Origin of the sequence: Salinispora mooreana (genome assembly GCF_000379065.1) — a bacterium.
Lineage (GTDB): Bacteria > Actinomycetota > Actinomycetes > Mycobacteriales > Micromonosporaceae > Micromonospora > Micromonospora mooreana.
Genome location: NZ_KB900614.1, coordinates 4,881,457 through 4,907,799, shown reverse-complemented (window position 1 = coordinate 4,907,799; position 26,343 = coordinate 4,881,457). Strand labels below are relative to the sequence as shown.

22 protein-coding genes and 2 pseudogenes are annotated in these 26,343 nt (G+C 70.2%); 8 read left to right on the top strand and 16 right to left on the bottom strand.

Annotated features, from left to right (window positions below):
* Nucleotides 1-4: 4 nt before the first annotated feature.
* From SALPAC6_RS0123520 to SALPAC6_RS0123500, 5 genes are all read right to left on the bottom strand, one after another.
* Nucleotides 5-874, bottom strand: coding sequence for a carbohydrate ABC transporter permease (locus SALPAC6_RS0123520; RefSeq protein ID WP_018255765.1), 870 nt, complete (start codon nt 872-874; stop codon nt 5-7).
* A 68-nt stretch (nt 875-942) separates the two neighbouring features.
* Nucleotides 943-1,998 (bottom strand): ABC transporter ATP-binding protein, encoded by a 1,056-nt coding sequence (locus SALPAC6_RS0123515; RefSeq protein WP_018255764.1) that lies wholly within the window; start codon nt 1,996-1,998, stop codon nt 943-945.
* Entirely contained in the window at nt 1,995-3,320 is a 1,326-nt protein-coding gene (locus SALPAC6_RS0123510; RefSeq protein ID WP_018255763.1) for an ABC transporter substrate-binding protein, read from the bottom strand. The genes SALPAC6_RS0123515 and SALPAC6_RS0123510 overlap by 4 nt, the downstream gene beginning before the upstream one ends.
* Entirely contained in the window at nt 3,317-4,177 is an 861-nt protein-coding gene (locus tag SALPAC6_RS0123505; RefSeq protein ID WP_018255762.1) for a carbohydrate ABC transporter permease, read from the bottom strand. The genes SALPAC6_RS0123510 and SALPAC6_RS0123505 overlap by 4 nt, the downstream gene beginning before the upstream one ends.
* 25 nt (nt 4,178-4,202) lie before the next feature.
* On the bottom strand, nt 4,203-6,998 hold the full coding sequence (locus SALPAC6_RS0123500; protein ID WP_018255761.1) for a beta propeller repeat protein: 2,796 nt from the start codon (nt 6,996-6,998) through the stop codon (nt 4,203-4,205).
* A 238-nt stretch (nt 6,999-7,236) separates the two neighbouring features.
* Here SALPAC6_RS0123500 and SALPAC6_RS0123495 point away from each other — a divergent pair, with 238 nt between their 5' ends.
* Both SALPAC6_RS0123495 and SALPAC6_RS0123490 read left to right on the top strand, forming a co-directional pair.
* Nucleotides 7,237-8,106 carry a pentapeptide repeat-containing protein gene (locus SALPAC6_RS0123495; protein WP_018255760.1) on the top strand — a complete coding sequence of 290 codons (870 nt, stop codon included), beginning with the start codon at nt 7,237-7,239 and terminating at the stop codon, nt 8,104-8,106.
* A gap of 69 nt (nt 8,107-8,175) precedes the next feature.
* The gene (locus SALPAC6_RS0123490) at nt 8,176-8,403 is read left to right on the top strand and encodes a hypothetical protein (protein ID WP_018255759.1); all 228 of its coding nucleotides are present in this window, start codon (nt 8,176-8,178) and stop codon (nt 8,401-8,403) included.
* Nucleotides 8,404-8,436: 33 nt separating this feature from the next.
* Here the strand turns inward: SALPAC6_RS0123490 and SALPAC6_RS0123485 are convergent, their stop codons facing one another.
* From SALPAC6_RS0123485 to SALPAC6_RS0123455, 7 genes and pseudogenes are all read right to left on the bottom strand, one after another.
* Complete coding sequence (locus SALPAC6_RS0123485) at nt 8,437-9,696, bottom strand: lycopene cyclase family protein (protein ID WP_018255758.1); 1,260 nt, start codon at nt 9,694-9,696, stop codon at nt 8,437-8,439.
* Between the two features lie 12 nt (nt 9,697-9,708).
* A pseudogene (locus SALPAC6_RS26650) lies at nt 9,709-11,074 on the bottom strand (MFS transporter).
* A 47-nt stretch (nt 11,075-11,121) separates the two neighbouring features.
* Nucleotides 11,122-11,979, bottom strand: coding sequence for a slipin family protein (locus SALPAC6_RS0123475; protein ID WP_018255756.1), 858 nt, complete (start codon nt 11,977-11,979; stop codon nt 11,122-11,124).
* A 147-nt stretch (nt 11,980-12,126) separates the two neighbouring features.
* Nucleotides 12,127-14,025 (bottom strand): AMP-dependent synthetase/ligase, encoded by a 1,899-nt coding sequence (locus tag SALPAC6_RS0123470; RefSeq protein WP_018255755.1) that lies wholly within the window; start codon nt 14,023-14,025, stop codon nt 12,127-12,129.
* Nucleotides 14,026-14,120: 95 nt separating this feature from the next.
* The gene (locus tag SALPAC6_RS0123465) at nt 14,121-14,411 is read right to left on the bottom strand and encodes a hypothetical protein (protein WP_018255754.1); all 291 of its coding nucleotides are present in this window, start codon (nt 14,409-14,411) and stop codon (nt 14,121-14,123) included.
* Nucleotides 14,408-14,818 carry a DUF1622 domain-containing protein gene (locus SALPAC6_RS0123460; RefSeq protein ID WP_018255753.1) on the bottom strand — a complete coding sequence of 137 codons (411 nt, stop codon included), beginning with the start codon at nt 14,816-14,818 and terminating at the stop codon, nt 14,408-14,410. The genes SALPAC6_RS0123465 and SALPAC6_RS0123460 overlap by 4 nt, the downstream gene beginning before the upstream one ends.
* A gap of 111 nt (nt 14,819-14,929) precedes the next feature.
* Nucleotides 14,930-15,736, bottom strand: a complete 807-nt coding sequence (locus tag SALPAC6_RS0123455; RefSeq protein ID WP_018255752.1) for a potassium channel family protein — start codon at nt 15,734-15,736, stop codon at nt 14,930-14,932.
* Between the two features lie 39 nt (nt 15,737-15,775).
* On the opposite strand from SALPAC6_RS0123455, the gene SALPAC6_RS0123450 reads away from it, so the two are divergent.
* Complete coding sequence (locus SALPAC6_RS0123450; protein ID WP_018255751.1) at nt 15,776-16,306, top strand: MarR family winged helix-turn-helix transcriptional regulator; 531 nt, start codon at nt 15,776-15,778, stop codon at nt 16,304-16,306.
* A 331-nt stretch (nt 16,307-16,637) separates the two neighbouring features.
* Entirely contained in the window at nt 16,638-16,814 is a 177-nt protein-coding gene (locus SALPAC6_RS0123440; RefSeq protein WP_018215603.1) for a thiazolylpeptide-type bacteriocin, read from the top strand.
* A 48-nt stretch (nt 16,815-16,862) separates the two neighbouring features.
* Here the strand turns inward: SALPAC6_RS0123440 and SALPAC6_RS0123435 are convergent, their stop codons facing one another.
* Nucleotides 16,863-17,591 (bottom strand): isocitrate lyase/PEP mutase family protein, encoded by a 729-nt coding sequence (locus tag SALPAC6_RS0123435; protein WP_018255749.1) that lies wholly within the window; start codon nt 17,589-17,591, stop codon nt 16,863-16,865.
* A gap of 508 nt (nt 17,592-18,099) precedes the next feature.
* Here SALPAC6_RS0123435 and SALPAC6_RS28485 point away from each other — a divergent pair.
* Nucleotides 18,100-18,612, top strand: a pseudogene (locus tag SALPAC6_RS28485) (LuxR family transcriptional regulator); the annotation flags it as partial.
* Nucleotides 18,613-18,620: 8 nt separating this feature from the next.
* Here the strand turns inward: SALPAC6_RS28485 and SALPAC6_RS26640 are convergent.
* Nucleotides 18,621-19,184, bottom strand: a complete 564-nt coding sequence (locus tag SALPAC6_RS26640; protein ID WP_018255746.1) for a GNAT family N-acetyltransferase — start codon at nt 19,182-19,184, stop codon at nt 18,621-18,623.
* A gap of 137 nt (nt 19,185-19,321) precedes the next feature.
* Here SALPAC6_RS26640 and SALPAC6_RS0123420 point away from each other — a divergent pair, with 137 nt between their 5' ends.
* Complete coding sequence (locus SALPAC6_RS0123420) at nt 19,322-20,032, top strand: siderophore-interacting protein (protein ID WP_018255745.1); 711 nt, start codon at nt 19,322-19,324, stop codon at nt 20,030-20,032.
* Nucleotides 20,033-20,075: 43 nt separating this feature from the next.
* Complete coding sequence (locus SALPAC6_RS0123415; protein WP_018255744.1) at nt 20,076-21,587, top strand: MFS transporter; 1,512 nt, start codon at nt 20,076-20,078, stop codon at nt 21,585-21,587.
* A gap of 24 nt (nt 21,588-21,611) precedes the next feature.
* Here the strand turns inward: SALPAC6_RS0123415 and SALPAC6_RS0123410 are convergent, their stop codons facing one another.
* Both SALPAC6_RS0123410 and SALPAC6_RS0123405 read right to left on the bottom strand, forming a co-directional pair.
* Nucleotides 21,612-21,986 (bottom strand): type II toxin-antitoxin system VapC family toxin, encoded by a 375-nt coding sequence (locus SALPAC6_RS0123410; protein WP_018255743.1) that lies wholly within the window; start codon nt 21,984-21,986, stop codon nt 21,612-21,614.
* Nucleotides 21,983-22,237 (bottom strand): type II toxin-antitoxin system Phd/YefM family antitoxin, encoded by a 255-nt coding sequence (locus SALPAC6_RS0123405; RefSeq protein ID WP_018255742.1) that lies wholly within the window; start codon nt 22,235-22,237, stop codon nt 21,983-21,985. The genes SALPAC6_RS0123410 and SALPAC6_RS0123405 overlap by 4 nt, the downstream gene beginning before the upstream one ends.
* Before the next feature lie 210 nt (nt 22,238-22,447).
* Between SALPAC6_RS0123405 and SALPAC6_RS0123400 the strand changes: the two genes are divergently transcribed.
* Nucleotides 22,448-26,263, top strand: a complete 3,816-nt coding sequence (locus tag SALPAC6_RS0123400; protein WP_018255741.1) for a carbohydrate binding domain-containing protein — start codon at nt 22,448-22,450, stop codon at nt 26,261-26,263.
* The last annotated feature ends 80 nt before the right edge of the window (nt 26,264-26,343 follow it).

Sequence of the window (26,343 nt, the reverse complement as noted above, 5' to 3'; positions counted from 1 at the left end):
ATGATCACAGCCGATAGAAGGCCCGGTAGCGGCGGAACAGCCGCCACTGCACCACCACCGCCGCCACCGTCAGCAGCATCATCACCAACGTCGCGGCCGCGGCGTAGCCGTAGCGCAGGTACTCGAACCCGGTGCGGTAGATGAACAACGACAGGTAGGTGGTGGCATACGGCGGCGGGCCACCGTCGGTCACCACGAGCGCCGGCACAAAGGAGAAGTGCAGGCTGGCGATCAGATCCCGCACCACCAGCAGGGCCAGCACCGGCGCCATCAGCGGCAGGGTGACCCGGCGGAAGACGTCCCAACCGGTGGCGTCCTCCAGGGCCGCCACCTCATAGACATCCGCTGGCAGGGCCCGCCGGGCGGCGAGTAACACCACGAAGGTCTCGCCCATGGTGAACACACTCATCAGGATGATCGCGGCGCGGGCGTCAGTGGGGTCGGTCAGCCACTGCGGCGGGGTACGACCGAGCACGGTCAACCCGTTCTCGCCACCGACGCGCAGCAGCTGGTTGATCGGGCCGTACAAGGGGTTGAACAGCCAGAGCCAGAGCAGGCCATAGGCGATCTCGGGTACCGCGGTCGGCAGCAGCGCCGCGACCCGTGCGGGACGGGCCCCGAACGACCGGCGATGCAGCAGCAGCGCCAAGCCCAGTGCGAGCAGCACCCGAAGCGGCACGGCCACCAGCGCGAACACCAGCGAGTTGGTCAGCGCGACCCGGAAGACCGGGTCCGTCACCAGCTCGGAGACGTTCGCCAACCCGGCCCAGCTCGGCGGATTGACCAGGTCGTACTCGGTGAAGGCCAGGGCAAGCGTGACCGCGGCAGGGAACAACACCAAACCGACCAGACCGATCAGATACGGCGCCAGCATCAGCACCACCTGCCGGTGCCCACGCGCCGCCGGCCCTACCCCGGCGCGCGACCGCTCACTCCTTTCGCTCAAGGAACGCACCGGAGCCCGGTGGCGGCGTCGAAGACGTGCGTATCGGCCCAGCGGACCCCGACTCGAACCGCATCGCCGCGCGCGGGCCGGTGGGCGGCGGGCACCCGGGCCACCACCGGGCTCCCGGCGCGGAGAGTGAGGTAGGCGTAGGCGTCCGTGCCGACCACCTCCACCCGGTCAACAGTCGCCGCCGCGCCGTCGGACTCCCCCAACACCACCGCCTCCGGGCGGAACCCGATCTCCCGGTCGCCGGCCATCCCCGCCGGCGGAGCACCGGACGGGTGGATCGGGCCGGAGCTCGGAAGCACGTTCATCGCCGGGGAGCCGACAAAGCCAGCCACGAACCGGCTCGCCGGGGTGTGCCAGATCTCGTCCGGCGTACCGACCTGCTCCACCCGGCCGTCGCGCAGCACCGCGATCCGGTCGGCCAGCACCAGCGCCTCGGTTTGGTCGTGCGTGACGTGCACCATCGTGGCGCCGAGCCGGTCGTGCAGGGCCCGCAGCTCGGCCCGCATCTGCACCCGCAGCGCAAGGTCGAGGTTGGACAGCGGCTCGTCGAGGAGGAAGACGTCCGGCTCCCGCACCAACGCCCGAGCCAACGCGACCCGCTGTCGCTCGCCGCCGGAGAGCTGCCCGGGTCGCCGGCCGAGCAGATGCGCCGCGCCGACCTGCTCGGCGGCCCGCCGGGCCCGCTCTCGGGCCGCCGCCTTCGGGACATCCCGCACCACCAGGCCGAACGCGATGTTCTCGGCGACGGTCAGGTGGGGAAAGAGCGCGTACGACTGGAAGACCATCGACACGTTACGCCGGCCGGGACGGTCGGCGGTGACATCCCGGCCGGCGATCCAGACTCGCCCGGTGGTGACCGGCTCCAGCCCGGCCACCACCCGCAACAACGTCGACTTGCCGGCGCCGGAGGGGCCGAGCACCACCAGGAGTTCTCCCCGGGCCGCGGTCAGCCACATCTGCCGCAGAACGGTAACGCCCCGGTAGGCGGCACTCACTCCGTCCAGAGTCAGCCCGGCGTCGTGGGTCAGACCGGCATCGTTCACCCGTGCTCACCACGGGCGAACAGCGGGCGGGTCTGCTCATCCAGGGCGCGGATGACCTCGTCCAACCGGTCGCCCCGGTAGAGCGCGTTCTCCAGGATCCCGGCGGTCACATCCTCGACCTCCGGCCAGGTGGAGATGGTCGGCAACGTCCGGAGGGTGGGAACCGTATCGAGGAAGACCTGGGCGTTGCGCGGTGGCTGGGACGGGTCGAGGAACACCGGGGACTGCGAGACACCGATGTGCGACGGCACCGTCCGCCCGGTGGCGGCGATGATCTGCTGCCCCTCGGCGGAGATGGCGAACTCCAGGAACCGCCACGCCGCGTCCTTACGCTTGGCACCCCGGGTCATGCAGTACGCGTCCGAGTGCAGCACCCCGACCTGGTCCTGGTAGACCGGCAGCGGAGCGACGTCCCACTCGAAGCCGGTGATCGAGCGGAAGGTGGTGGTGGAGCGCCGCGAGGACATCAGCATGGCGAGTCGGCCGTTGGCGAAGCGGGACTCGTCGTCCTCCGCCTCGACCTCCTCGTCGGTGGGCACCACCCCGTACGCCTGGCGCAGGTCGACCAGGTTCTTCAGCGCCTCCCGGCCGGCCTGGGTGTCCAGGGTGAGTCGGGTCGGTCGGTCCGGGTCATCGACGATCTCACCGCCGGCAGACCACGTGAACGGGGCCACCCGGATGATCGACGGCTCGACGCCGAGCCCGTGCACGGCCGGGCGGGCAGCGGCCCCCTCGCTCTCGGTGCCCTTGACCACCACACCACGGTCGTCCCGGGTCATCGCGATGGCGGTCCCGACCATGTCGTTCCAGGTCCAGCCCGCCTTCGGCTCAGGGACCTGGTATTTGGCGAAGAGGGTGCGGTTGTAGTAGACGGCGAGACTGGAGACGTTCTGCGGCAGGCAGAGCTGTTTGCCGCCCCAGGTGAAGGCCTCCACCGCCACCGGATAGTAGTCAGCGGGATTCACCCTCTCGGAGGCGGCGATCCGCTCGTCCAAGGGCTCCACCACGTTCTTCGCCGCGAACTGGCCGTAGAAGCGGTAGTTCATCAGGAACAGGTCCGGTGGGGCTCCCCCGGCAACCGAGGTGGCGAGCCGAGCCAGCAGGTCCTTGCGGTCGCTCGCCTCGATGAGCTGCACCTCGTTACCGGGCTGCGCCTGACCGTACGCCTCGATCAGCGTGCGATACGCGGCCAACTCCTCGGGGGCGCCGAAGACCAGTAGCCGCACCGGCCCGTCGGCGGCGGCCCCGGGTCCGGCTGCGCAGCCGGTGCCGAAGAGCACAGTCGCGAGCAGCGCCGCCAGCAGCGCCTTGGGTCTTCTCATGGCCGGTTCCGTCCTGTCTGGTCATCGTGGTGGAAAAATCGGCGCTGGACGAGCCCGAAGACCAGCACGGCCGGGCCGGTTGCCAGGACCGCCCCGGCCAGGAACACCGGGAAGTTCGTCGGATCCAGCACCGACAGCGAACGCAGCGCCAAGGGCAGGGTGAACAGGTCACGGTCGTACACGTAGATCAGTGGATCGAGGAAGTTCGACCAGGTCAGCACGAAGGTCAACGCGGTGATCGCGGCAGTGACCGGACGCACCAACGGGAGCGCGACCCGCCACCAGATGCCCATCGGAGTCATGTCCTCCACCAGACAGGCGTCGTAGAGGTCCCGCGGCAGCGCCCGGAACGCCAGGTAGTAGACCAGGACGTAGAGCGGGGAGGTACCCAACAGCGCCGGAGCGATCAAGGGCACCAGCGTATCGGTCAGCCCGAGCGCGCGGAAGATCGTGAACCGGGGTACCAGCAGTGCGGTGGCCGGCACCATCAGGGCTGCCAGGGAGGCCACCACAACGAGGGCGGCCGCCCGGGGCCTGAGCCGGGCCAACGCGAAGCCGGCCAGCGCGGCAACCAGCACACTCAGCGGCACGGCGACGACCGCCACCAGCAGGGAGTTGAGCGCGGCACGGAGCACCCCGCCGACCGCCAGGGCCTGTCGGTAGCCGGCGGTGGAGACCGGATCGGGGATCAGCCGCGGGGTGGGGGACGGCGGCAGCCCGGGCTCGGTGAGCGAGCCCGAGACCAGCAGCAGGAGCGGCGGGACGAAGACGAGCAGGACGAAGAGCGCGCCCAGGGCACGCCAGATCTGACCGATCCTCCCGGACAGCGGTGGGGGGCCGCCGGCGCGGCCCCCCACTCGGTTGGTGGTGTGGATGATCGACCTACTTCAGGTTGAGCTGCCAGGCGCCGAGGCCGTGCGAGGCCGCGTAGAGGACCCGCTCGCCCGGCACGATGGTGAGCCCGGCGACCTCCACATTCGGCATGCCACCGCCCGCCTTGGTCCAGCTGGTCCGCCCCTCGGCCAACCGCAACACGCCGAAGTCGGTCGAGGCGTACAGATCACCGGTGACGTCGTCCCGGACCAGGTCGGTGATCGGCTGATCCTCGAAGTCGTACGAACGGTCGGTCCAGGTCACCGTCGTGCCGGCGGTCGTCACCTCGAAGACGTGCCCGAGCGTCTCGGGCGTGTTCGAGTTGAAGCCGCTGTAGGAGACCCAGGCCCGGTTCGGGTCGCTCGGGTCGATGTGGATGCTGGTGACGAAGCGGTTCGGGGTGTCCGGGTTGTCGATCCGGGTCCAGGTCACCTCGGCGGCCGACTCGGCGTCAACGTTGTGGCTGACGAAGACTCGACCGGTGCTGGTGGCCGCGTAGGCGGTGGCGGAGTCGGTGTCGACCCGCTGGACCACCGAGACCGCGCCACCGGCCCGGTCCCCCCACGCCTCGTCGGTGAGCGGCGTGGCTCCCAGCGCCTCCCAGTCCCCGCACTGCTCCTCGAAGGTGCCGGTCCAGGTGTTGCAGATCCGGTTGGCCTCCTCGATGCTCCGGTCGCCCAGACCGAAGGTCTTCGTCCGGTACACCGAGCGGCCGGTACCGGCGAACATCGTGCCGCTGACGACCGGGTCGCTGATGACCGGAGCGTAGAAGAGGGTGCCGGGCTGGCCGTAGATCGGGTCCGCGGTCCAGATCCACTCGGCGATGTCGCCGCCGGCGAAGTTCACCTCTGGTGACGCGTCGAAGAAGGTGTGGAAGCGGAACTCGGGCCTGCCGACATCGAAGCCGGAGGCACCACCGTCACCGATCATCGTGTTCGACCAGCGCCGCCGCTCGCCGTTGTTCTCCCAGGTCCCGTTGTCCTGCGTGCCACCCTGCAGCAGGTTCACGTCGTGCGGGCTGACCGACAGGCTGATGAACTGCAACGTGTTCATGCCCTTGTTGATGCCCTCCAGCTTGCTCGGGATCCGGGAGAGCATCTGCTTGCAGCGATCCTGCTGGGACTGCGTGGTCAGGTTGCGGTCCGGGCTGTCACACCAGGCGGAGCGATCGACGAAGTCACCGCTGGAGCGCATGATCCCGCCGTCGTTGGCCTCGAAGAACTGATACGGGTCCCGCGGGTGGGTCACGATCGCGTGCTGGTCCGGATGCAGACCGTTCGGGTGCAGCTCGTCGGTGCCGTCGAAGGTCATGTCGGTACCGCTGACCCCGGCGTCGGTGGAGAGGACGACGGCCCGCTTGTGCGCGACCGTCTCGCCGTAGACATAGGAGCCACCGGTGTAGACGATGTCCGGATGCCCCGGCGGGGTGTGCACGAACATGTCGTACCAGCACTGGCCGGTGCACTGGTTGTAGGTGGCGTACCCCGGGTCTGCCGGGTTCGAGCTGGTCAGATCGGTGAACGTGGGGGTTCCGCCGGCCACGTCGTCGCTGCGCAGCAACCGCGAGTATGGGTTGCCGAAGTTGCCCTCGTAGACGTACATCCGGGTCTTGCCGTCGGGCAGCGCGGTGACGTCGATGGCGGCCCGGGTCTGGAACAGCTCCGGGTTGAGCGACGGCTTGATCTGCGTCCAGCTGGCTCCGGCGTCCGGGGAGCGCCAGACACCACGGCCGTACGACGACGCGTACACGATGTCGGAGTTGTTCGGGTCGAGCTTGACGTAGCGGACGCCGCGCGGCGAGCAGACCGCGTTGTTGCCGAACTCCTCGGCGTCGCCGGTGCAGTCGGTGGCGGCGGCCGAACCGTTGTGGATGAAGTTCCAGTTCTTGCCACCGTCGGTGGTCTTGTAGAGACCCCACTTCTCGGCGTCGGGCACCGGCCGCGTCACGCCGGTGCAGCAGGCGCTGGACATACCGCGCAGCGCGGTGGTGGTGGCGACGTAGATGGTCTTCGGGTCGTCCGGCTCGATGGTGATCTCGGCGATGCCCTTGCCGGCGAGCACCTCCTTGCCGAGCGGGCCCTGCCAGGTCAGACCGCCGTTGGTGGAGCGGTAGAGACCGACCCCGGCGACACATCCGGAGCCACAGATGTTCGCCTCACCGGTACCGACGTAGATGGTGAGCCCGGTCCGGTCGTTGCGGTCGATCGTGACCGAGCCGGCCGCGTTGATGCCGAGCGGCCCACCCAGGTAATACCACTTCGGCTCGGCGGCGAGGATGTTGAGCGTGCCCCAGACGCCACCACCGGAGGGCGTGGCGTACGCCCGGCAGAGCCACCGGTTGCAGTCGGGGCTGATGTCGAGGGAGGTCACCCGGCCACCGGCGACGTACTCGTTGGGAACGTAGTTGAAGGCGTTGCGGTACTCGGTGAACGGGTACACGGCCTCGCTCGGCCCGACGTTGGTCCACCGTTGGCCGTCCCGGCCCCGGCGCTCCGCCGCCGCGAACGCCGCCTTCGAGCGGTCGACCTCGGCGAGGCTTACCTCGTTGGCCGGGTAGGCCCGCTTGAGGAACTCCTGCTGCGCGGCACCGCCCGGGCCGTCCAACGACATGCCGTCGTTGCCCGGTATCGACCGACGCATCTGCTCCAGGTGGGCCCCGAGGGCGTTCGGTAGCTCACCGTCCCCGGTCGCCGCGGCGGCGGCCGGCACTTCGGTGCCGGCGAGGTGGATTCCGGCAACACCCGTCGTCGCGGCGAGGGCGACGACCGCTAGTCCGGCGAGTAGCTGGCGACGTCTGCGCTTCACAAGGTTCCTCCCGAAGAAGGCGTCGCCGCAGCGCGGCCTCCGGGATTGGCAACCGTCACTGGCAGCGTCCATCCAGGAGGATGGCAGAGGAGGTGCGGGGGGCACAATCCCCTGCCTCAACTAAGTCGATGTTTGTGGATGAACTTCCACCACGCAGTCACCGCAAACCGGTGCACCTCCGACGCCGTGGCAAAATCGGAGGTTCGCATCGAGCGCCACGGCAGGAGGATCAGTCAACATGACAGCGGTCGGTCCGAAGGAGCTGCGCGCCGACTGCTCCCGATGTGTAGGGATCTGCTGCGTGGCGCCCGCCTTCGCCGCCTCGGCCGACTTCGCGATCGACAAGCCGGCCGGGCGTCCCTGTCCGAACCTGGGCCCGGACCTCCGCTGCGGAATCCACACCAAGTTGCGGAGCCGCGGCTTCCCCGGCTGCACCGTCTTCGACTGCTTCGGCGCCGGTCAGCGGGTGACCCAGGTGACCTTCGGGGGGCGGGACTGGCGGGACGACCAGCCCACCGCCCAAGCGATGTTCGACACCTTCACCGTGGTTCGGCCGCTCCACGAGCTGCTCTGGCATCTGACCGAGGCGCTGACGATGGAGCTGCCCGCACCACTGCGGGCCGCGCTGGCCGAGGCGCTCGCCGCCACCGACCGGCTGGCCGGCGGCGACCCGGAGTCGCTGCGGTCGCTGGCCGTTGACGCGCACCGGAGCAGAGTCGTTCCGCTGCTGGCCCACGCCGGTGACCATGCCCGGGCCCGGGGTGGCCGGCCCGGCGTTGACCGACGCGGCGCCGCCCTACTCGGCGCCGACCTGCGTCAAGTCGACCTGCGTCGAGCAAGTCTGCGCGGCGCCCAGCTGGTCGGTGCCGACCTACGCGGAGTCGACCTGACCGGCGCGGACCTCACGGGCGCGGACCTACGCGGGGCCGACCTATGCGGCGCGGACCTGTCGGGTGCTCTCTTCGTGCACCAGTCACAGCTGGATGCCGCCCGCGGTGACCGGGCCACCGCTCTTCCGCCGCGGCGCAGCCGGCCCGCGCACTGGGCAGCCCCGCCGCGCGCCCGCGGCGGGGCTACGCGTTTCTCCGGGCGGCGTCCGGGTAGGTGAGCCCGGGTAAGCCACCTTCGGTCGCCGCGGCAGGTGCGGTCACCGCGAGCCAATGGGCGGGAGTGCGCCATGACCGAGCAACACCGCTTCGACCTGGCCGACACGGACGAACCGGACGGCGCGACGGCGCTGGAGGCGTCGCTTCGGCCGCCGGGCGAGTCGCTGCCGCAGACCGAGGATGTCGGTGACGACTTCGCGGACCTTCCCGCCGAAGACCAGCGTTCGGCGCGGGAGATCAGTCGGGCCGGTTATGACGTGGCTGACGTTTCCGGGGCCGTCGACCCGAACCGGGAGTGATCCGGTTACCGCGGCACTCGTCCAGCGGGCAGGTCACTCCCCCGGCTGGGAGCGCCGCCCCGCGCCGGTGACCGGCGACGGTATCTGCCAGGTGGTGGGACGCCGCCACGGCACAAGCCGGTCCCGCAGCCGGGCGGCGGCGTCACCGGCGGTGGCGGCGAGCATCGGCGCCAACCGGGTGGTGCCCATCAGCGCGACCTCCTCGGCCGGGCTGGTGGTCCCGTCGAGGAAGCGCAGCACCCGTTCGGCCGGGTTGCGGTCGAAGAGCCGGTCGAAGAAGTCGGGACCGCCCACCCCACCGCGGTCCAGCGCCCGCAGCGCGACCGCGTCCAGCCACCGGTGCCGGCAGGGGTACGCGGGTGCCGGCACCGGTGCCCGCCCGTCGGCGAGCGCCTCGGCGATCTGCCCCGCCTGTCGGTGCATGGCGGCGAACGTGAAGCCGGTGGAGGGGCGGGTGGCGCCACCGCCGGTGCCGAGACGGATCACCCGGGGCGAGGGCCGCGGGTCGAACGGGCCGTCGGTCATCGGGATCACCCCGTTCTCCACCTCCCGCACTCGCAGCCGGGCCGGGTCCAGCCCGAGCCGGTCCCGGTATCCGGCCAGCGCCGCGTCGTAGCCGGCGTCGGTGAGCAGGCCGGGGGTGAACTCGGTGTACTCGACCAACGCGTACCGGTCACTGACCGGCAGCACGTACCCGAACGAGACCCCCCGATCCGGCTGCGGGGTGCGGAAGTCCATCAACACCGCCCGAGCCGGGTCGAAGAGCGGCCGGTCAGCCTCGAGCCACCAGCCGCGGAAGTGCTGGAGCCAGTTGGTCCGCCCGGCCCGCCGGGGCGGGCGCGGCCGGGAGTCGAGGACCCAGGATGCCCGCAGCGTCGATCCGCCGGCGTGGACCGTGACCCGGTCGCCGTCGTCCTCGACCGCCTCGGCCGGGGCGACGACGCGGACCGCACCGAGCCGCCGCTCGGCGGTGGCGGCCCGGTCGTAGACCGCGGCCGAGCGCAGCATCGCGTACCGCAGCGGGGTGAGGTCGAGCACGCGGTGCCGCCCGGGGGTCGTCACCTCCACCTGTGACCAGCTCGCCGTCAACAGCGGCTCGAGCCCGTCGTCGGGACGGCCCCAGAACGCCCAGGTCCGGTCCTGTCCACGACGACGCACCGGATCGATCACCGCCACCCGCAGACCACGCACGCCGCACCGATCCAGGGCGGCGAGCACGAGGGAGCCCGCGCCGCCACCACCGACCAGGGCGAGGTCAACATCGACGGTGGGCACCCGTACACGCTGCCACATCCATGACCCAGATCATCGGCGGACCGGTCGTACGACGGCCACCAGCAGCGCCACGACAAGGTAGGGCGCCACCGCCACCGCGAACGCGACCCGGTTGCCGGCGACGGTGGCGAGCAGGCCGTACCCGACATAGCACGCGATGATCGTCGTGTCGGTCGCCATCCCGGCGAGCGAGGTGACGGTGGCGCGGGCCGGGCCGACGATCCGCGTCTGGAGCCGGACGTCGGCGAGCACAGTGGCCAGTTGGAAGCCGCAGAAGGCGACGCCCACCAGCAGGAACCCGACCGGATGACCGATCAGCGCGCCGGCGGCGAGCGCCCCGGCAGACCCACCAATCAGGCCGGCGTACCCGCGACGACCCAGCCGCTCCCCCGCCGGGGCGAGCAGGCCGCCGACGGCGACACCAACCCAGGTGAGTACGAGCAGCAACGGCACGGCCGGCCCGCTCGCCCCGACGTCTCGGGCCAACAGCGGAAGGTACTCGTCGAGCGCCCCCCATCCGGCGGCGACGGCGGCGACCAGCAGCACCGCCGCGCGCACCGTCCGATCGGCGTGCGCCTCGGCCAGCCCGCCCCGCAGGGAGGCCCACCAGCCGTGTTCACCGTCGTCGCGGTCGGCGCTCGGCCCGGCGGCCGGCTCGCGGTGCTCAGGTAGGCGGGTGGCGACGGCGGCGGCCGCCAGGCAGGCCAGGACGCTCGCCACGCCGAGAGCGGGGTAGCCGCCGAGGGCGAGTACCGGCGCCGCCAACACGAGGGAGGCCAACACGCCGAGGGTTTCCGCGGTGCGGGCCCGGCCGATGACACGGGCGTACCGGCTGGCCGCGCCAAGCCGGTCCAGGCCGGTGTAGACCAGGGCCTCCAACGCACCGGAGGCGAGCGCGCCGCCGACTCCCCAGAGCAGGAAACCCACCGCGAAGGCCGGGTACGAGGGCACGAGTGTCCAGAGCGCGAAGCCGGCGGCGGTCACCAGCGGCGCGAGGCAGAGCAGCAGCCGTCGGGAGACGGCGTCGGCCAACGCCCCGGAGGGGACCTCCAGCACGATCGAACTGGCCGACCAGATGACGAACAGGGTCGAGATCTGCCACACCGTCAGACCGGTGTCGGTGAACAGCAGCGGGTAGACGGGGTAGAGCAGGACGAGGTCGCGCAGGAACGCGTACCCGTAGAGGGCTGCCGCGAGTGACCGGACCCGCCGGTCGGCCGCGGCGGTCGGGCGCGGCGGTCGGGCGCGGCGGTCGGGCGCGGCGGTCGGGCGCGGCGGTCGGGCCCGGGTGCGGGCCACCTCGCAGTGGGGTCGTGTCGAAGGTCATCGTTTCTTCCCGTGGGGTGAGTACGGACGCCGGAGGTACGGCGACCACGGTGGCCCACGGGAAGGGCACTCAGCGGTGGATCAATGTCGCCAGGTCATGCGGCCGATGGTAGCCGTTCACCGGGCCGGACGTGGCCCGCCGTCGCGGCGGTGCCCGTCACCGGCCACCGCGGCTGCCTGCTCCGCCACCGCCTCGTCCTGGTCGGTCGGGGCGCCCCGCGCGTACTTGTCGAAGAAGCGCAGCAGCTCCACCGGGAAGGGCATCACCAGGGTGCTGTTCTTCTCCGCCGCCACATCCGACACGGTCTGGAGCAGCCGTAGCTGGTACGCGCCCGGGGTGTCCGCCATCGTCTGGGAGGCGTCGGCGAGCCGCTGGGACGCCTGGTACTCGCCGTCGGCGGCGATGACCCGGGCCCGCCGGTCCCGCTCGGCCTCGGCCTGCCGAGACATCGACCGCTTCATTCCCTCCGGCAACGAGACGTCCTTGACCTCGACCCGCTCGATGTTCAGCCCCCACGGCTCCTCGGTCGGATCGTCGATCACCGACTTGAGATCGGCGTTGACCTTGTCCCGGTCGGCGAGGAGGGTGTCCAGGTCCACCTTGCCGATCACCGAGCGCAGCGCGGTCTGCGAGATCTGCAGCACCGCCGCCGGATACTTCTCCACGTTCACCAGGGCCTTCACCGGGTCCACGACCCGGAAGTAGACCACCGCGTCAACCTTGAGGGTCACGTTGTCCCGCGTGATCGCCCCCTGCGCCGGCACGTCGATCACCGTGGTCTGCATGCTCACCCGGACCATGCGGTCCACGATTGGAATGATCAGCCGCAGGCCGGGTTCCCGGACGGGGAGCAACACCCGTCCGAATCGGAAGACCACCCCGCGCTCGTACTGCTGCACGATCCGGAGGCTCAGGGCGCCGAGCAGCGCCAGAACGACCAGCACGATCACCACGCCGATGACGCCGGCTGCCATGGCACCCCTTCCGGTACGCCGCCACGGCTCCCCCGTCGCGGCATCGTCCTGACGGACACCAGCTCCGCTCGAGGCGGAACGGACGCCAGCGCCCACCCGGTTCAGCGGCCCTGCTTCAGAGCACGAACGCCAGCTCCCCCGCCCGGTTCAGTGGCCCTGGTACAGGGCGTCGACATCCTCGCTGAAGTGTTCCTCGACCACACTTTTCTTGATCTTGAGAATGGGGGTGAGTTCACCGTCGGCCTCGGTGAGATCCCGGGGCAGGATGCGGAAGGTCTTGACCTGCTCGGCGCGGGAGACGGTCGCGTTCGCGCGGTCAACGGCCGACTGGATCTCGCCGCACAGCTCCGGGTCGTCCCGCAGCTCGGCCACGGTCGCGTCGTCCGAGCGGCCGTGCTCGGAGCGCCAGCGTTCCCAGGCGGACGGGTCGATGGTGACCAGCGCGGCGACGTACGGGCGATCGTCACCGATCAGCATGCACTGGCTGACCAACGGGTGCGCGCGAATCGCCTCCTCGAGCGGCGCGGGCGCGAGGTTCTGCCCCGAGGCGGTAACGATGATCTCCTTCTGCCGCCCGGTGATCCGCAGGAACCCGTCCGAGTCGAGTTCGCCGAGGTCGCCGGTCCGCATCCACCCGTCCTGGGTGAACACGGCCCGGGTCGCCTCCGCGTTGTTCCAGTACCCGGGGAAGACCGGGTCGCCGCGGGCGAGGATCTCACCATCGTCGGCGATCTGGATCTTGACACCGGGCAGGGGTCGACCTACCGTGCCGATCCGCTGGGTTGTCGGCGTGTTCGCCGTCAACGCCGGGGAGGCCTCGGTGAGCCCGTACCCCTCCAACACCAGCAGGCCCGCGCCACGGAAGAAGTGCCCCAGCCACTCACCGAGCGGCGCACCGCCGACAATAGCCGCGGAGCACCGACCGCCCAGTGCGGCCCGCAGCTTCCGGTACACCAGCAGGTCGAACCCGCCTCGGGCCAGCCGAAGCAGGGGATTCGGGCCCCAGGAACGATCGAGGCCGTGGCTGTACCGCACCGCCACCCGCTCGGCGAGCCGAAACAGCCAGCCCCGGTGGCTGTCCTCGGCCTTCTGCCGGGCCCGACTGTGCAGCTTCTCGAAGACCCGGGGCACCGCCAGGACGAACGTCGGCCGGTGCCGGCGTAGCTGCTCCAGCACGCCCGCGATATCGGCGCTGTGCACCATGGTGGTCCGGGTCTGCACCACCCCAACCTGGATCATCCGGGCGAACGCGTGGGCCAGGGGCAGGAACAACACCGTGGTAGCCCCGGCGTGTAGCAGCTGCGGCAGCACCGAGACGGCGGCAGTCACGTCACAGTGGACGGATCGGTGGGTCAGCACACAGCCCTTTGGCCGACCGGTCGTGCCGCTGGTGTAGACGATCGTGGCCATGTCACCACCGGTCACCCGGCGGCGCCGGCCGTCAACCACCGCGTCGTCAACCGCACGCCCCTGGCCGGCCAGATTGGTTAGATCGCCGGCGTCGATCTGCCACACCTCGCGCAGCGCCGGCAGATCCGAACGCCGACTGGCGACCAACTCGGCCTGATCAGACGTCTCCACCACGCAGCCCACCACGCCCGCGTCCGACAGGATCCACCCAAGTTGGTCCGCGCTGGCCGTCTCGAAAGCCGGCACCGACACCGCCCCGATAGCCCAGAGGGCGTAGTCGACCAGGGTCCACTCGTACCGGGTGCGGCTGACCAGCCCGATCCGGTCACCGTGCCCCACTCCGGCCGCGAGGAAGCCGCGGGCGAGGCTGAGTACGTCGTCCCGGAACTGGGCGCACGTCACCGGCACGTCCCCACCGCGCACCGACCGGCGCGCGGGCCAGGCGCGGGACACCGGCGCGGGCCGGACGAACTGCACCGCCTCCGGGTCCTCCCGGGCGTTGGTCCACACCTGCTCGGCCAGCCCCGGCAGCACCCCACCGATCTCCTCCACCGGCGAGACCACGACCTCCTGCACCTTGCTACCCCCGGTAGCGTCACCACCGGCACCTGGCGTGCCGGCGCTCGTACCACCCATCGTGCGACCTGCGGCGGTACCGGCGACGGAACAACCAGCAAACTGACCCGGGTGCCGCGCCCACGTGCTACGACATCGTCAACGCTGTAGTGGCGCTAGCGGGCGGACGGGCGCTGCGACAACCCCGGATCCGCTGGCCGCCGCTGACTCCAACCGGTGACCAGGACCACGCGGATCAGCTGACGGATCACCAGAATCGCCACCACGTAGAGCAGGTGCTCCCCCACCGGCGGCTCCGCGATTCGCAGCAGGCTGGCGGCCAACCACAGGTCAAGGCCGACGCGTAGGGCCAAGACTCCGTTCCGGGACACCAGCAGAACCACCGCGGCCGACCCGATGCCCGCGGCCATGCAGGCCAGTACGGCGTACTCGACCAAGGCACTCACGAGGCCGGCTCCGGACCCGCCCGGTTCGCGTCGCCGGTCCCGGGCGAGCCGAGCTCGGCGATCTCGCGGCGCTCCTGCTTGATCTCACGGGCGAGGAAGAAGTTCAGCGCGGTCCGGATCGCCGCCACCGCAGCCAGCTCGGCGATGTCCAGCAGGGTTGGCGCGACGGCGGTACGCATGATGTCCGAGGCGAGTTGAAACTCCAGCCCGAGGGTCAGGAACCGCCCGAGAGTCAGCCGGATCGGCACGAACGCCCGGCTCTGCCGCTGCCGCAGTCCCACGACCACGAACCGAACGAACGCCATCATCGCACCGACGAAGATGATGAGGATTCCGGCGGCCTCGACCACCCTTACCAGGAGGTCCACCGCCTCCAACATCCAATGCTGGTCGGACATGTCATCCATACCAGCGGCTCGACGTCGCCACGAGCACCAGCATGCCGGGACGGCACCCGATCGCGTCGCCGTCGGCCAATCCGCCGCCGCGCGGCGGTGTCATCCGCCGCCGGTCACCCGTCAGGTGTGGGTCGTGTGGGCCGGCTGCACCGGCGGGGCCACCGGATCGGCGGGGACGGCGCCGGCCGACGGGTCGAGCTGCTGGCGCAACGCCGCGATCTCCTGGCGCAACGCCGCGATGTCCTCGGCGGTCGCTGCCGGGTGCCGGTCCCGGCCGGACACCCGGTCAACGATCCACGTGGCGAGCGAGCCGGTCACGAAACCGATCAGCCCGATGCCACCGATCATCAGGCCGACCGCCACCAGCCGCCCCTCCGGGGTGACCGGATAGAAGTCGCCGTAGCCGACGGTCGTGATGGTCACGGCCGCCCACCAGAGGGCATCGGAGTAGTTGGTGATAGACGAGTCGGGCGCCGCCCGCTCGGCGTCAAGGACCGCCAGGGAGGCGACCCCCACCAGCAACACGGTGGTCGCGGCCACGTAGATGCCGAGCCGGCCGCGAACCCATGCCTCAGTCCGCCGGCTGAGCGAGAGCACCACCGTCACCAACCGCAGCGCCCGCAGCGGACGGAGCATCGGCAGAAGCAACACGGCGAGGTCGAACAGGTGCTCCCGGAGGAAGCGTCGCCGCTGCGTATGCAGGATGAACCGGACAGCCATGTCGAGCCAGAACACCAGCCAGGTGGTGAACGTGGTCACCTGGCAGACCGTGATCCATGCCGAGCTGAGCTGTGGATCCAGGATCGGCGCAGCATATGCGGCCAGGAACACCAAAGAGAAAACGGTCAACGGCAGCGCAGTCAGGCGCTCCCAGCTCGCGACCCGCTGCTCCCGCCGGCTGATGGAGCCGGTGTTTCCCATGATCACCCCCGACCGTGGTGCGAGTATCCGTGCAACTATGGGCCGATGCGACTCTACGTGGAGCCAACGGGGTCGTCGACGGCGGTGGACGAGCCTCAGGTGGATGAACCCCTGGTAGATGCGCTGGCAGCGCTGGGCCGCTCGCTGGTCGGCGTCACCGTCCGCACGCTCGATGCCCTCGATGTCGACCTCACGATGTCGCAGTACCGAATCCTGGTCCTCCTCGTCTCCCAGGGGCCGGCCCGGGTCGTTGACCTCGCCGCGACACTGCGCGTCCACCCCTCGACCGTCACCCGCGCCTGTGACCGTCTGGCCCGACGGGGGCTGGTGGCCCGACGGACCGGCGAGAGCGACCGCCGGGTGTCCTGGCTCAGCCTGACCGTCACGGGCCGGGACCTGGTCGGCGAGGTCGTTCGACGCTGTAGCGCCGAGATCCGACGGCTGGTCGCGGTGACCGGCACGGCACCTGACGTCGGGCTGATCGACGCGCTGGAGGCGCTGGTCGCTGCCGCCGGCGAACCGGATGAACGGCGGTGGCGGCAGGACTGGGAACGATGTGTCGGAGCAGCGAGCTGAGCTCACTGGCATGACGTAGCCGCCGTCGGGTAGCCGCTGCCGTGGTCGACTGGCGGGGGCCTTCACGGCGGACACTCCGCTGTTGCAGGTCGCGGTAGCGCCGGGCCGCGGCGGCAACGATCTTCCGACCAACCGGCGGGCCGGCCGAGTCGGCGGCATCGGCAGCTACGAACACCATGAGGTCAGCCAAGCCGACGCCACTGTCAGGTCACTGACATCGGGCGACAGCGGTGTGTGATGCCGGCACCACGCGATCGGTAAGCGCCCTGGGGTGTGCTTGCGGTGGGCCGACCGGACACGCCGGCCGGACGCCGACCCGGGAGGAGCCATCATGGAGCATGACACCGACCTCAACGCCCTCGCCGAGGAGATCATGGAGCTGGAGTCGGAGACCTTCGCGATCTCCGACTACGCCGACGCGTCCGAGGCGATCCTCGCCTCCTGCTCCTCGTCGGCCACCACCTCGACCTGCAGCAGCACCACCTCCACCACCAGTTGCTCGGCCTGAGCAACAGCAGTACGACGTCGGGCCGCCCCGAGGGGGTGGCCCGACGTCCTACGACCAGGCATTGATCTTCTCGTAGGACGGTAGGTCCCGTCGCACGGTGCGGCCGTCGCGGACGGCTACGGCGGTCTCCACTGATGCGGCCAGGGCGGCGCGAAAGAGTAGCGAGCCGGTGCTGATCCGTCCGACACCCAGGTCAGCCAGGGTGGCGACGGTGTGTTGGCCGGGCAGAAACAGAACGTTGACCGGCACCTCGACCGCCGCCACGACAGCGGCGATGTCGGCAGGCCCCGCCAACCCCGGGACGAACACTCCGTCGGCGCCGGCGTCGGCGTAGAGCCGCACCCGGCGCAGCGTTTCGGCCAACTCACCAGAGCGCTGCCAATAGGTGTCGGTCCTGGCGTTGACGAACAGGCGGGGAACCTCGCGCTTCACAGCTCGGATGAGCGCCGCGTGCGTCTCGGCCGGGCACAGGGCGTCTTCCATGTTCACGCCCACCGCGCCGGCGTCGGCCACGGCGGCCGCGGTGTCGACCGAACCAGTCTCGATGTCGACGGTGAGGTGGACGGGCAGCGCCGCCAGGCTCCGCGTGAGGCGCAGCGTCTCCTCGAGGGTGGCATCGGTACCGTCGGGCAGGCCAGCTGCCGCCGCAACACCGAGGCTGGTCGTGCCGAGCGCGGGAAATCCCGCCTCGACCAGGCCACGGGCGGAGGCTGTGTCCCACACGTTCGGCAGCACCAGTGGATCGCCGGTGCGGTGGAGGGCGGCGAAGTCCCTCACGCGAGGGCTCCGACGACGAGCTCTGGCAGACGCCGGTCGGAGCGGTGCCACCACAAGACCGGGTCGTGCAGGTCGGTGCTGACCGCGTCGCGGCCGTTGAGCTGTGGCATGAGACGAGCGTACCGCCTCGTCGACGGCGGCTGCCGTCGAGTGTGGGCTGCCTGAAGCAGTATCCGCGGCCGGCAGGACACGGACACAAGAAAACCGTGGCAGGGAAGGACAGCATGGCGAGGCTCCCGGTCGGGGCATCGGGTTGTGGTCGATTCGCTGTCCTACCCGGAGCCTCGCCCTCATCGATCAACGCCCCTCCCGACCGCGCCGACCTGCAGGATCAGGTTGGAAGGCTCACATAATCGATGTCTCGCGGTCGGCAGGTGGTCCGGTAGGTCCCGGCGAGTCGAAACTCACCGCCGCCGACGGGCCGGCCGCATCATCAGCTCCGGTCCGGAACAGGCGCGGACACCCGCCGACATTCGGCCCATGTGCGCGAACGAGATCGTTCCCGCGACGACCCGACCAGGAAGGCGGTCTGCGCTCGGTGAGCCTGCGGCTCGCCCTGCTGCACCAGGCCGAGCAGCAGATGATCACACAGCAGGCGAAGCTCCTGGCGGCCCGCGCCTCGGTGCTCGCCCAGGCGGCCAGCCACGACACCCACCGCGGGCGGGAGGAGATCGTGCGGCTGGAAGGTGCCGACACCGTGTGGGAACGCCTGACCGAGCACGCCTGCACCGCATCCGAGAGCATCATGACGCTGACCACCGGCCGGGCGATGCCACCAGGAACCATCGAGACCCTGACCCGGATCGCCCTCTCCCGAGGGGTGACGATCCGTCACAAATACCAGGAGAGCACGCTGGACGATGCCGGGTCCCGGGCATACGCCGAGCTGATGGCGGAACAGGGCGAGGAGAGTCGGGTGATGTCCGAAGCGCCGATTCAGATGACCCTGGTTGACCGAAAGTTCGCCCTCATCCCGGTCGGGCCACAGTCCCGTCGGGGTGCGTTGGAGATCCGTTACAGCGGAGATCCCTATCCCACCGCAGTCGGATGGTCGGCTTCAAACCGGGCTCGGGTCAGAAAAGCCAATTGGGCCCGCTTGTCGGGCATGTCGATCTCCGCGGCGAAGGTGAACCCTTCGATCCGCAGCCGGCGCAGCGCGGCCTCGTTGCGCACATCCGGCTCCACCACGATGCGGTGGGTGGCCGGGTCTTGCAGCAGGAACCGGACCAGCGCGGGGCCGACCGCCGTGGTGAGGCCACGGAGGTAGTGCCGGGGCGGGTTGAGCAACAGGTGCATCCCCATGTCCCCCGCCTGCACCACATAGCGCTCCCCCACCGGGTCCGCCTCCGGCTGGTAGGTCTGGAACAGTCCGACCGGCTCGCCGTTCAGCACAATCAGGTACGCGTGGTGGGTGTCCAACCCGTCGAGGAACGTATAGATCTCACGCACCTGGTCGAGCGTGTGCGACCCCATGCCCCAGAACTCGTTCCGAGGCAGGGTCACCCAACCGTGCAGCAGTGCGGCGTGCCGGTCGGGGCAGACCGGCTCCAGCGTCAGTTCACCGAGGTCGGGGATCTGGTCATGATAAATCACGTAATCTCGCCTTTCATTCGGCGGCCGGGCGGGAATCGGGTCAGCAGCTTGGGGCCCGGTGGGCGGGGAGCGGTACCATCAGAGCCTCCGCTTAGGTTAACCTCTCCTAACTTAGGCTGACCTTAGCTGGAGGCTTCGTGAAACGGAACTGGGAAGGCCTGGTCCTCCGGGCCATGGGCGGCCGGGACTTCCGGCTCACCGTGTTGAACACCGAGTCGGTTGCCGGGCGCTACCAGCGCCTACTCCTCGACGACGGCGGGCTCCTGGCGGCGTGCGGCGTGCACCCGACGATGTGGATCCGGCTCTGGTTCGACGCCAACGGCCGGGCACACCAGCGGGCGTACACGCTGGTCGACCCAGATCCGGCAACCGGGCGATTCACCCTGGAGTTCGCCATTCACGACGGCTGCGCCGCCCGCTGGGCCACCACCGCGGAGGTCGGTGACACCATCGACGCGACCGTTCAGGGCAGCGCCTTCCATCTGCCCGACCCGGCGCCGGAACACCTCTACCTGGTCGGGGACGCGGCGTCCCTACCGGCGGTCAACAGCCTCCTCGACGCTGGCGCCGACATCCCCGCAACGGTGTGGCTGGAGTTCGCCCATGAAGACGAGAAGGCGTTGACTCCGCGCGCCCGGGCGCACCACGACGTGACGTGGGTGCCGCGCCGCGACGATGGGCAGCATCTGGTCGACACCGTCTGCGCCGCGCTACCGTCCGGCGAGACCGCACACTACTGGGTGGCGTGTGAGGCGGCCAGCACCCGCCGCATCACCCGGCACGTGCGACGGACGCTCGGCATCGGCAAACACCAGCTCACCTCCCTCGGCTACTGGCGGGGCGCCTGATGGGCCTCGGCAGCCGGACCATGAACGACGAAACCGCGGCGCGATGAGCGGCGCTTCAGCGACCGCGCCGGCGCCGGTCGACCTCCCCGTCGCCGGCAGCAAGGTGCCGCACCGCTGGCTGATTCTCGCGATCCTCTGCCTGACCCAACTCGTCGTGGTGCTGGACAACACCGTGTTGACGGTGGCGGTTCCGGTACTCACGGTGGAGCTCGGCGCGGGCACCGCCGACGTGCAGTGGATGATCAACGCGTACGCGTTGGTGCTGTCCGGGCTGCTGCTCAGCGCGGGCAGCGCCGTGGACCGGTACGGACGGCGGCGGATGCTGCTGGTCGGGCTGGTGCTGTTCGGCGTGGGCTCGCTGGCGGCCGGCCTCGCCCGTACCTCCGAGCAGTTGATCGCCGCGCGGGCCGGGATGGGCGTGGGAGGTGCGCTGCTGGTCACCGCCACCCTCGCCATCGCCATGCAGGTCTTCGACTCCGCCGAGCGGTCGCGGGCCATCGGCATCTGGGCGGCGACCAGCGCGCTGGGGTTCGCCGCCGGGCCACCGATCGGTGGGATCGTCCTCGCCCACCTGCCCTGGGGCGCGATCTTCTTGATGAACATCCCGATCGTACTGGTCTGTGTGCTCGCCGGGCGGGCGCTGATCCCGGAGTCACGAGGTCCCGCCAACGGACGCCTCGACCTGGTCGGAGTGGCGCTCTCCACCATCGGCCTGACCGCGATCGTCTGGGCGATCATCTCCGGTCCGGAGCTCGGCTGGGCCTCGACGAAGGTACTCGGCGCGGGCGTCGCCGGCGTGCTGTCGCTGGTGCTCTTCGTCCGCTGGGAGCAGTGGGTCGCCCACCCGATGCTGGACATGCAGTTCTTCCGGAACCGCCGCTTCGTCGGCGCGGTCTGCGGCGTGGTGCTGATCACGTTCGGCGCCACCGGCGCGCTCTTCCTCCTCACCCAGCACCTGCAGTTTGTCCGCGGCTACCCGGCCTGGGAGGCCGGGCTGAGGATGGTGCCGTTCGCGCTCTCCATCGTGGTGCTCAACGTTGGCGGTATCGCCACGCTGATGATCCGCCGGCTCGGGCTACCCGCCGCCATCGCCACCGGGATGACCCTGCTCGCCGGCGGGCTGGCGCTGGTTACGCACGTTCCCACCGAGGGCTACGGCACGCTGCTGGCCGGGTTGCTCATCATGGGTACGGGCTGCGCACTGGCGAACCCGGCGATCGTTGAGGCGGTGATGAGCGCGATCCCCACGGACAAGGCGGGCGCCGGGGCCGGCATTGACGGCACCATGACCGAGGTTGGCAGCAGTCTCGGCATCGCCGTGCTGGGCGCGGTGCTCAACGCCCGCTTCGCCGCGCTGTTGCCCGCCGCGCTGGCCGGCGCCGGCTCGTTCCCCGCGGCCCTGGCCGCGGCGGGCCCGGACCGGGAGGCGGTCACCGCCGCCTTCGCCGACGCGGTGCGCACCGGCCAGACGGTGGGGGCGGTGGCCGTCCTGGTTGGCGGCCTCGTCGCCGCCGCGCTGTTGTACCGCGCCGACCGCATCTCCGCCCGCGGCTGAGCATCCGCTGGCGACAGGGGCGGGTCAGACCTTGAGGAGGTCCACGTCGTACCGCGCGATCGACCCGTCACGCGAGGCCAACGTCATGCCTTCCACGGTTGCCTGCGCCACCAGCATCCGGTCGAAGGGATCGCGGTGATGCGGTGGGAGGCGACCGGCGGCGATCGCGTGGGCATGCGTCACCGCCAGTTCGCGAAAACCCATGCCCCGGACCCGCTCGGCGAGGTCGGGCGGTCCAGCGAGCTTCCCCGCCCTCTGCTTGATGGTGATCTCCCAGAGGGTGACCGGAGAAAGAAAGATGTCCGGGTCATGACGAAGCCGGTCAAGAAATGCCGGTTCCAGGTTTGCATCGCCGGTGATGGCCCAGAGCGCGACGTGGGTATCCAGTAACAGGCTCATGCGCTGATGCCGAAGTCACCGGCGATCTCGTCGTTGGTGTGGGTGGAGTCCCAATCACCGGAGAGGTCCAGTTGCCCGCTGAGGGAGCCGATCGCGGTGCGGTTGACCCGCCGCACCAAGGGCACGACTTTCGCCACGGGGGTGCCCGCCCGGTCGATGAAGACCTCCTCACCGCCTTCCACCCGCTCGATGATGCGGGACAGGTGGGTCTTGGCGTCATGCATGTTGTAGTGCGCAGCCTCGGTCAACACCACCACCTCCAAGGTTAGCTAACACCTTAGCCGACAGCGCCGGTGTGCTTCGCTGGTCGCGCAGCAACCCGGGCTACAGCCGGTACGCCGGGGCGTCCACCTTGCCGCCACTCGTTACCCACCTGTTACTTCCTCACAACGGCAAGAGCCAATATGTTGTAGCTTACAACAATCGATGGGAGCGTTCCCGACCCATCCACAGGAGGCACTGTGCATCCAGAATCTGATCGCAGGCGGGGCGGCTTACGTGCCCGCACCGCCGCCCTGCTCACCCTCACCCTCACCGCATCCCTGCTGGTCCTGCCCGGGGCCACGCAGACCCTGCCCGACCCGGCCCTAGCCGCCGACACCGCCGTTGCGCCATCGCCGGCCGACACTGTGCAGACCGTCGAGGACTACGAGGACGGCGTACCCCCCGAGGTCCTGCTCTTCGCCTCCAGCGATCCCGAGCGGCCCGAAGTGGACACCGTCGCGAGCGGCGACCGACCTGGCGCAGGCGGCGACAACGACGCCTTCTCCGTCCGGTACGACATCGACGGCTGGGGTGGCTTCACCCACAACTTCATCGCGCCCGACGGCCACCAGGACTGGCGGGCGTACGACGGGTTCTCGTTCTGGGTGAAGGGGGACGGCAGCGGCCGGCAGGTCCAGTTCGAGATCAAGGACGGCGGCGAGCACGGTGAGGCGTCAGAGCTGTGGGAGTCGTTCTTCATCGACGACTCCACCGGCTGGAAGCAGGTCCGGACCATCTTCCCCGACTTCGCCTGGCGCACCAGCTACCAGCCAGCGGACGGCCCCAAGGACAAGGAGCTGCAACTCGACCGGATGTGGGGGTTCGCGGTCAACCTGCCGCAGGGCGCCGGCGAACTGCACTTCGACCAGGTGGAGCTCTTCACCAACGTGGCGACGGTCGCCGACTTCGAGGCCCCGCAGCCGCAGCTCAACCCGCCCGGTGGACAGCCCGGCATCATCACCTTCAGCGGGGACGACTCCCGCATCCCGCAGCTGAGCTACGTTGACGCCCTCCGCGACGGCACGCCCGCCGGCAACCAGGCCCTCTCCGTGGCCATCGACACCACCACCAGCTGGGCCGGCTTCGGGCAGAACCTGAGCTTCAACACCGAACCGCAGGACTGGAGCAGCTTCGGCGGGTTCCGGTTCTGGTACTTCAGCCCGCTGACCGTGCCACCGGCCGCGCCCGGCGCCGGGCGCCGCATCGACGTGGAGATCAAGGACGGCGGGGTGGACGTCGACCACAGTGAGCTCTGGATCACCAGCTTCACCGAGGACTGGGTCGGCTGGCGCCTGGTCGAGCTCCCGTTCTCGCAGTTCAAATACCGCACCGACTATCAACCCATCGGCGGCATCAACCAGGAGCTGGACCTCGACCAGATCTGGGGCTACGCGATGCAGCCCCGCTCCGGGTACGCCGACACCTTCCGCATCGACGACGTGGAGGTCTACGGCGTCCCGCAGGTCGGGCCGACGGTGCGGGTGACAGCCGACCCAGCGGTCAGCCTCGTCGACGAGGGTGAGTCGACCACCGTCACGATCCGGCTCACCAACACCGATGACGCGCCGCTGGATGACGAGGTGACCCTGCGGTACGCCACCGGCGCCGGCACGGCCACCGCCGGCGAGGACTACGAGCCGGTCGAGGGAGAGTTCGTCTTCCCCGTCGGCACCGCCTCCGGAACCACCCGGCAGATCACCGTCCAGACCCGCTCCGACGAGCAGGCTGAGGTGGCGGAGACCATCCCGCTGACCCTCTCCGGCACCGGCATCGCCGTCCCCGAAAGCGCACCGAACATCGTGCTCAACGCGCACGGCCTGCCGTACCTGGACGCCTCCCGGCCGGTCGAGGAGCGGGTCGCCGACCTGCTCGGGCGGATGGCGGTCGAGGAGAAGGTCGGCCAGATGACCCAGGCCGAGCGGAACGCCCTCGACTCGCCGAACGACCTGGCCACCTGGCGACTCGGCTCGCTGCTCTCCGGTGGCGGCTCGACGCCCACCCCGAACACCCCGGAGTCCTGGGCGGACATGGTCGACGGCTACCAGACGTACACGTTGCAGACTCGACTGCAGATCCCGCTGCTCTACGGCGTTGACGCGGTGCACGGCCACAGCAATGTCCAGGGCACCACGATCTTCCCGCACAACATCGGGCTCGGCGCGGCTCGGGACCCGGAGCTGGTCGAACGGGTCGGGCACGTCACCGCCGAGGAGACCCGGGCGACCGGGCCGCAGTGGTCGTTCGCACCCTGCGCCTGCGTGGCCCGCGACGACCGGTGGGGGCGCACCTACGAGGCGTACGGGGAGGACCCGGCGCTGGTGATCGCCAACGAGACGGTGATCGACGGGCTTCAGGGCCACGCGCTGGCCGACCGGAAGGACGCCGACCGGGTGCTCGCCTCGGTGAAGCACTACGCCGGCGACGGCGGCACCGAGTACCGGCCGGGCAACGGCGGGTACCCGATCGACCAGGGCGTCGTTGTCATGAGCCGGGAAGAGTTCGACCGGGTCCACCTGGAGCCGTACATTCCGGCGGTGCGCCAGCACAACGCGGGAACGATCATGCCGTCGTACTCCAGCGTCGACTTCACTGAGGACGGGGTCGGCAACCCGGTCAAGATGCACGCCCACAAGGAGCTGCTCACCGACGTCCTGAAGCAGGAGATCGGCTTCGACGGCTTCCTGATCAGCGACTACGCCGCGATCGACCAGATCCCCGGGGACTACGACAGCGACGTACGCATCTCGATCAACGCTGGACTGGACATGATCATGGTGCCGAACGAGTACCAGCGCTTCGAGCAGACGCTGCTCGGCGAGATCGAGGCCGGGAACATACCGATGTCCCGCATCGACGACGCCGTCAGCCGAATCCTGACCCAGAAGTTCCACCTCGGACTCTTCGAGCAGCCGTTCACCGACCGGACCAACCTGGCCGACGTGGGCTCGCCCGAGAACCGGGCGGTGGCCCGCGAGGCCGCCGCGAAGTCCCAGGTGCTGCTCCGGAACACCGATCAGGTGCTGCCGCTGACCAACACCGGCAAGCTCTACGTCGCCGGCAGCATCGCCGACGACATCGGCGCGCAGGCCGGCGGCTGGACCATCACCTGGCAGGGCGGCAACGGCGACATCACCCCCGGCACCAGCATCCTCGACGGCATCCAACAGGTCGCGCCGGAGGCCGAGGTCACCTACAGCGCCGACGCCTCCGCCCCGCTGGACGGGCATGATCGGGCAGTCGTCGTGGTGGGCGAGCAGCCGTACGCGGAAGGTATGGGCGACGTCGGTAACAACGGCTTCACCATGACGTTGAGCGCCGCCGAACAGGACACGGTCAACACGGTCTGCTCAGCGGTGGACGACTGCGTGGTACTGGTGGTCTCCGGTCGTCCGCTCGTGCTCGACGACGCACTCGCCCCCGCCGATGCCGTGGTGGCCTCCTGGCTGCCCGGCACCGAGGGAGCCGGCGTCGCCGACGTGCTCTTCGGCGAGCAGCCCTTCACCGGTCAACTGCCGGTCTCCTGGCCGCGTTCGTTGGACCAGGAGCCGATCAACGTCGGTGACGCCAGCTACGACCCGCTCTACCCGTACGGCTGGGGCCTGCGCACCGACGCGACCCGAGACCGGCTGCACGAGCTGCGGGCCGAGCTGGCCGAGATCGAGCAGGACGGCTGGACCCGGACCGCGGTGAAGGTGCTGGACCGCTCGCTGCGCAACGAGCGCTCCTGGCATGACGACGGCTCGGTCCGCGAGGAGCGGCGGGTGGTCACCGAGCTGACGGTGATCTCCACTCTGCTGGCCCTCAGCAGCCGGGACACCGCGGCGCAGCACGAGCTGCTGGTGTCGGCGCTCCGAGATGTCGCGCAGGCAGCGATCGCACGGGAGGGTGTCAGCGCCCCCTCGGCGACGCGGACCTCCACCCTGACCGCGGACGCGGAGCACGCGCTCCTGACCGGCAAGCCGACCACCGCGACGGGGAAGCTCGCCGCGGCCTGGCGGATCGCGGCCGGCTGACCGCAACCAGCTCGGCGGCGCCCGGGATCGACCGAACCCGGACGCCGCCCAGCACAACACGAAGGCCCGGCCCCAGTGGG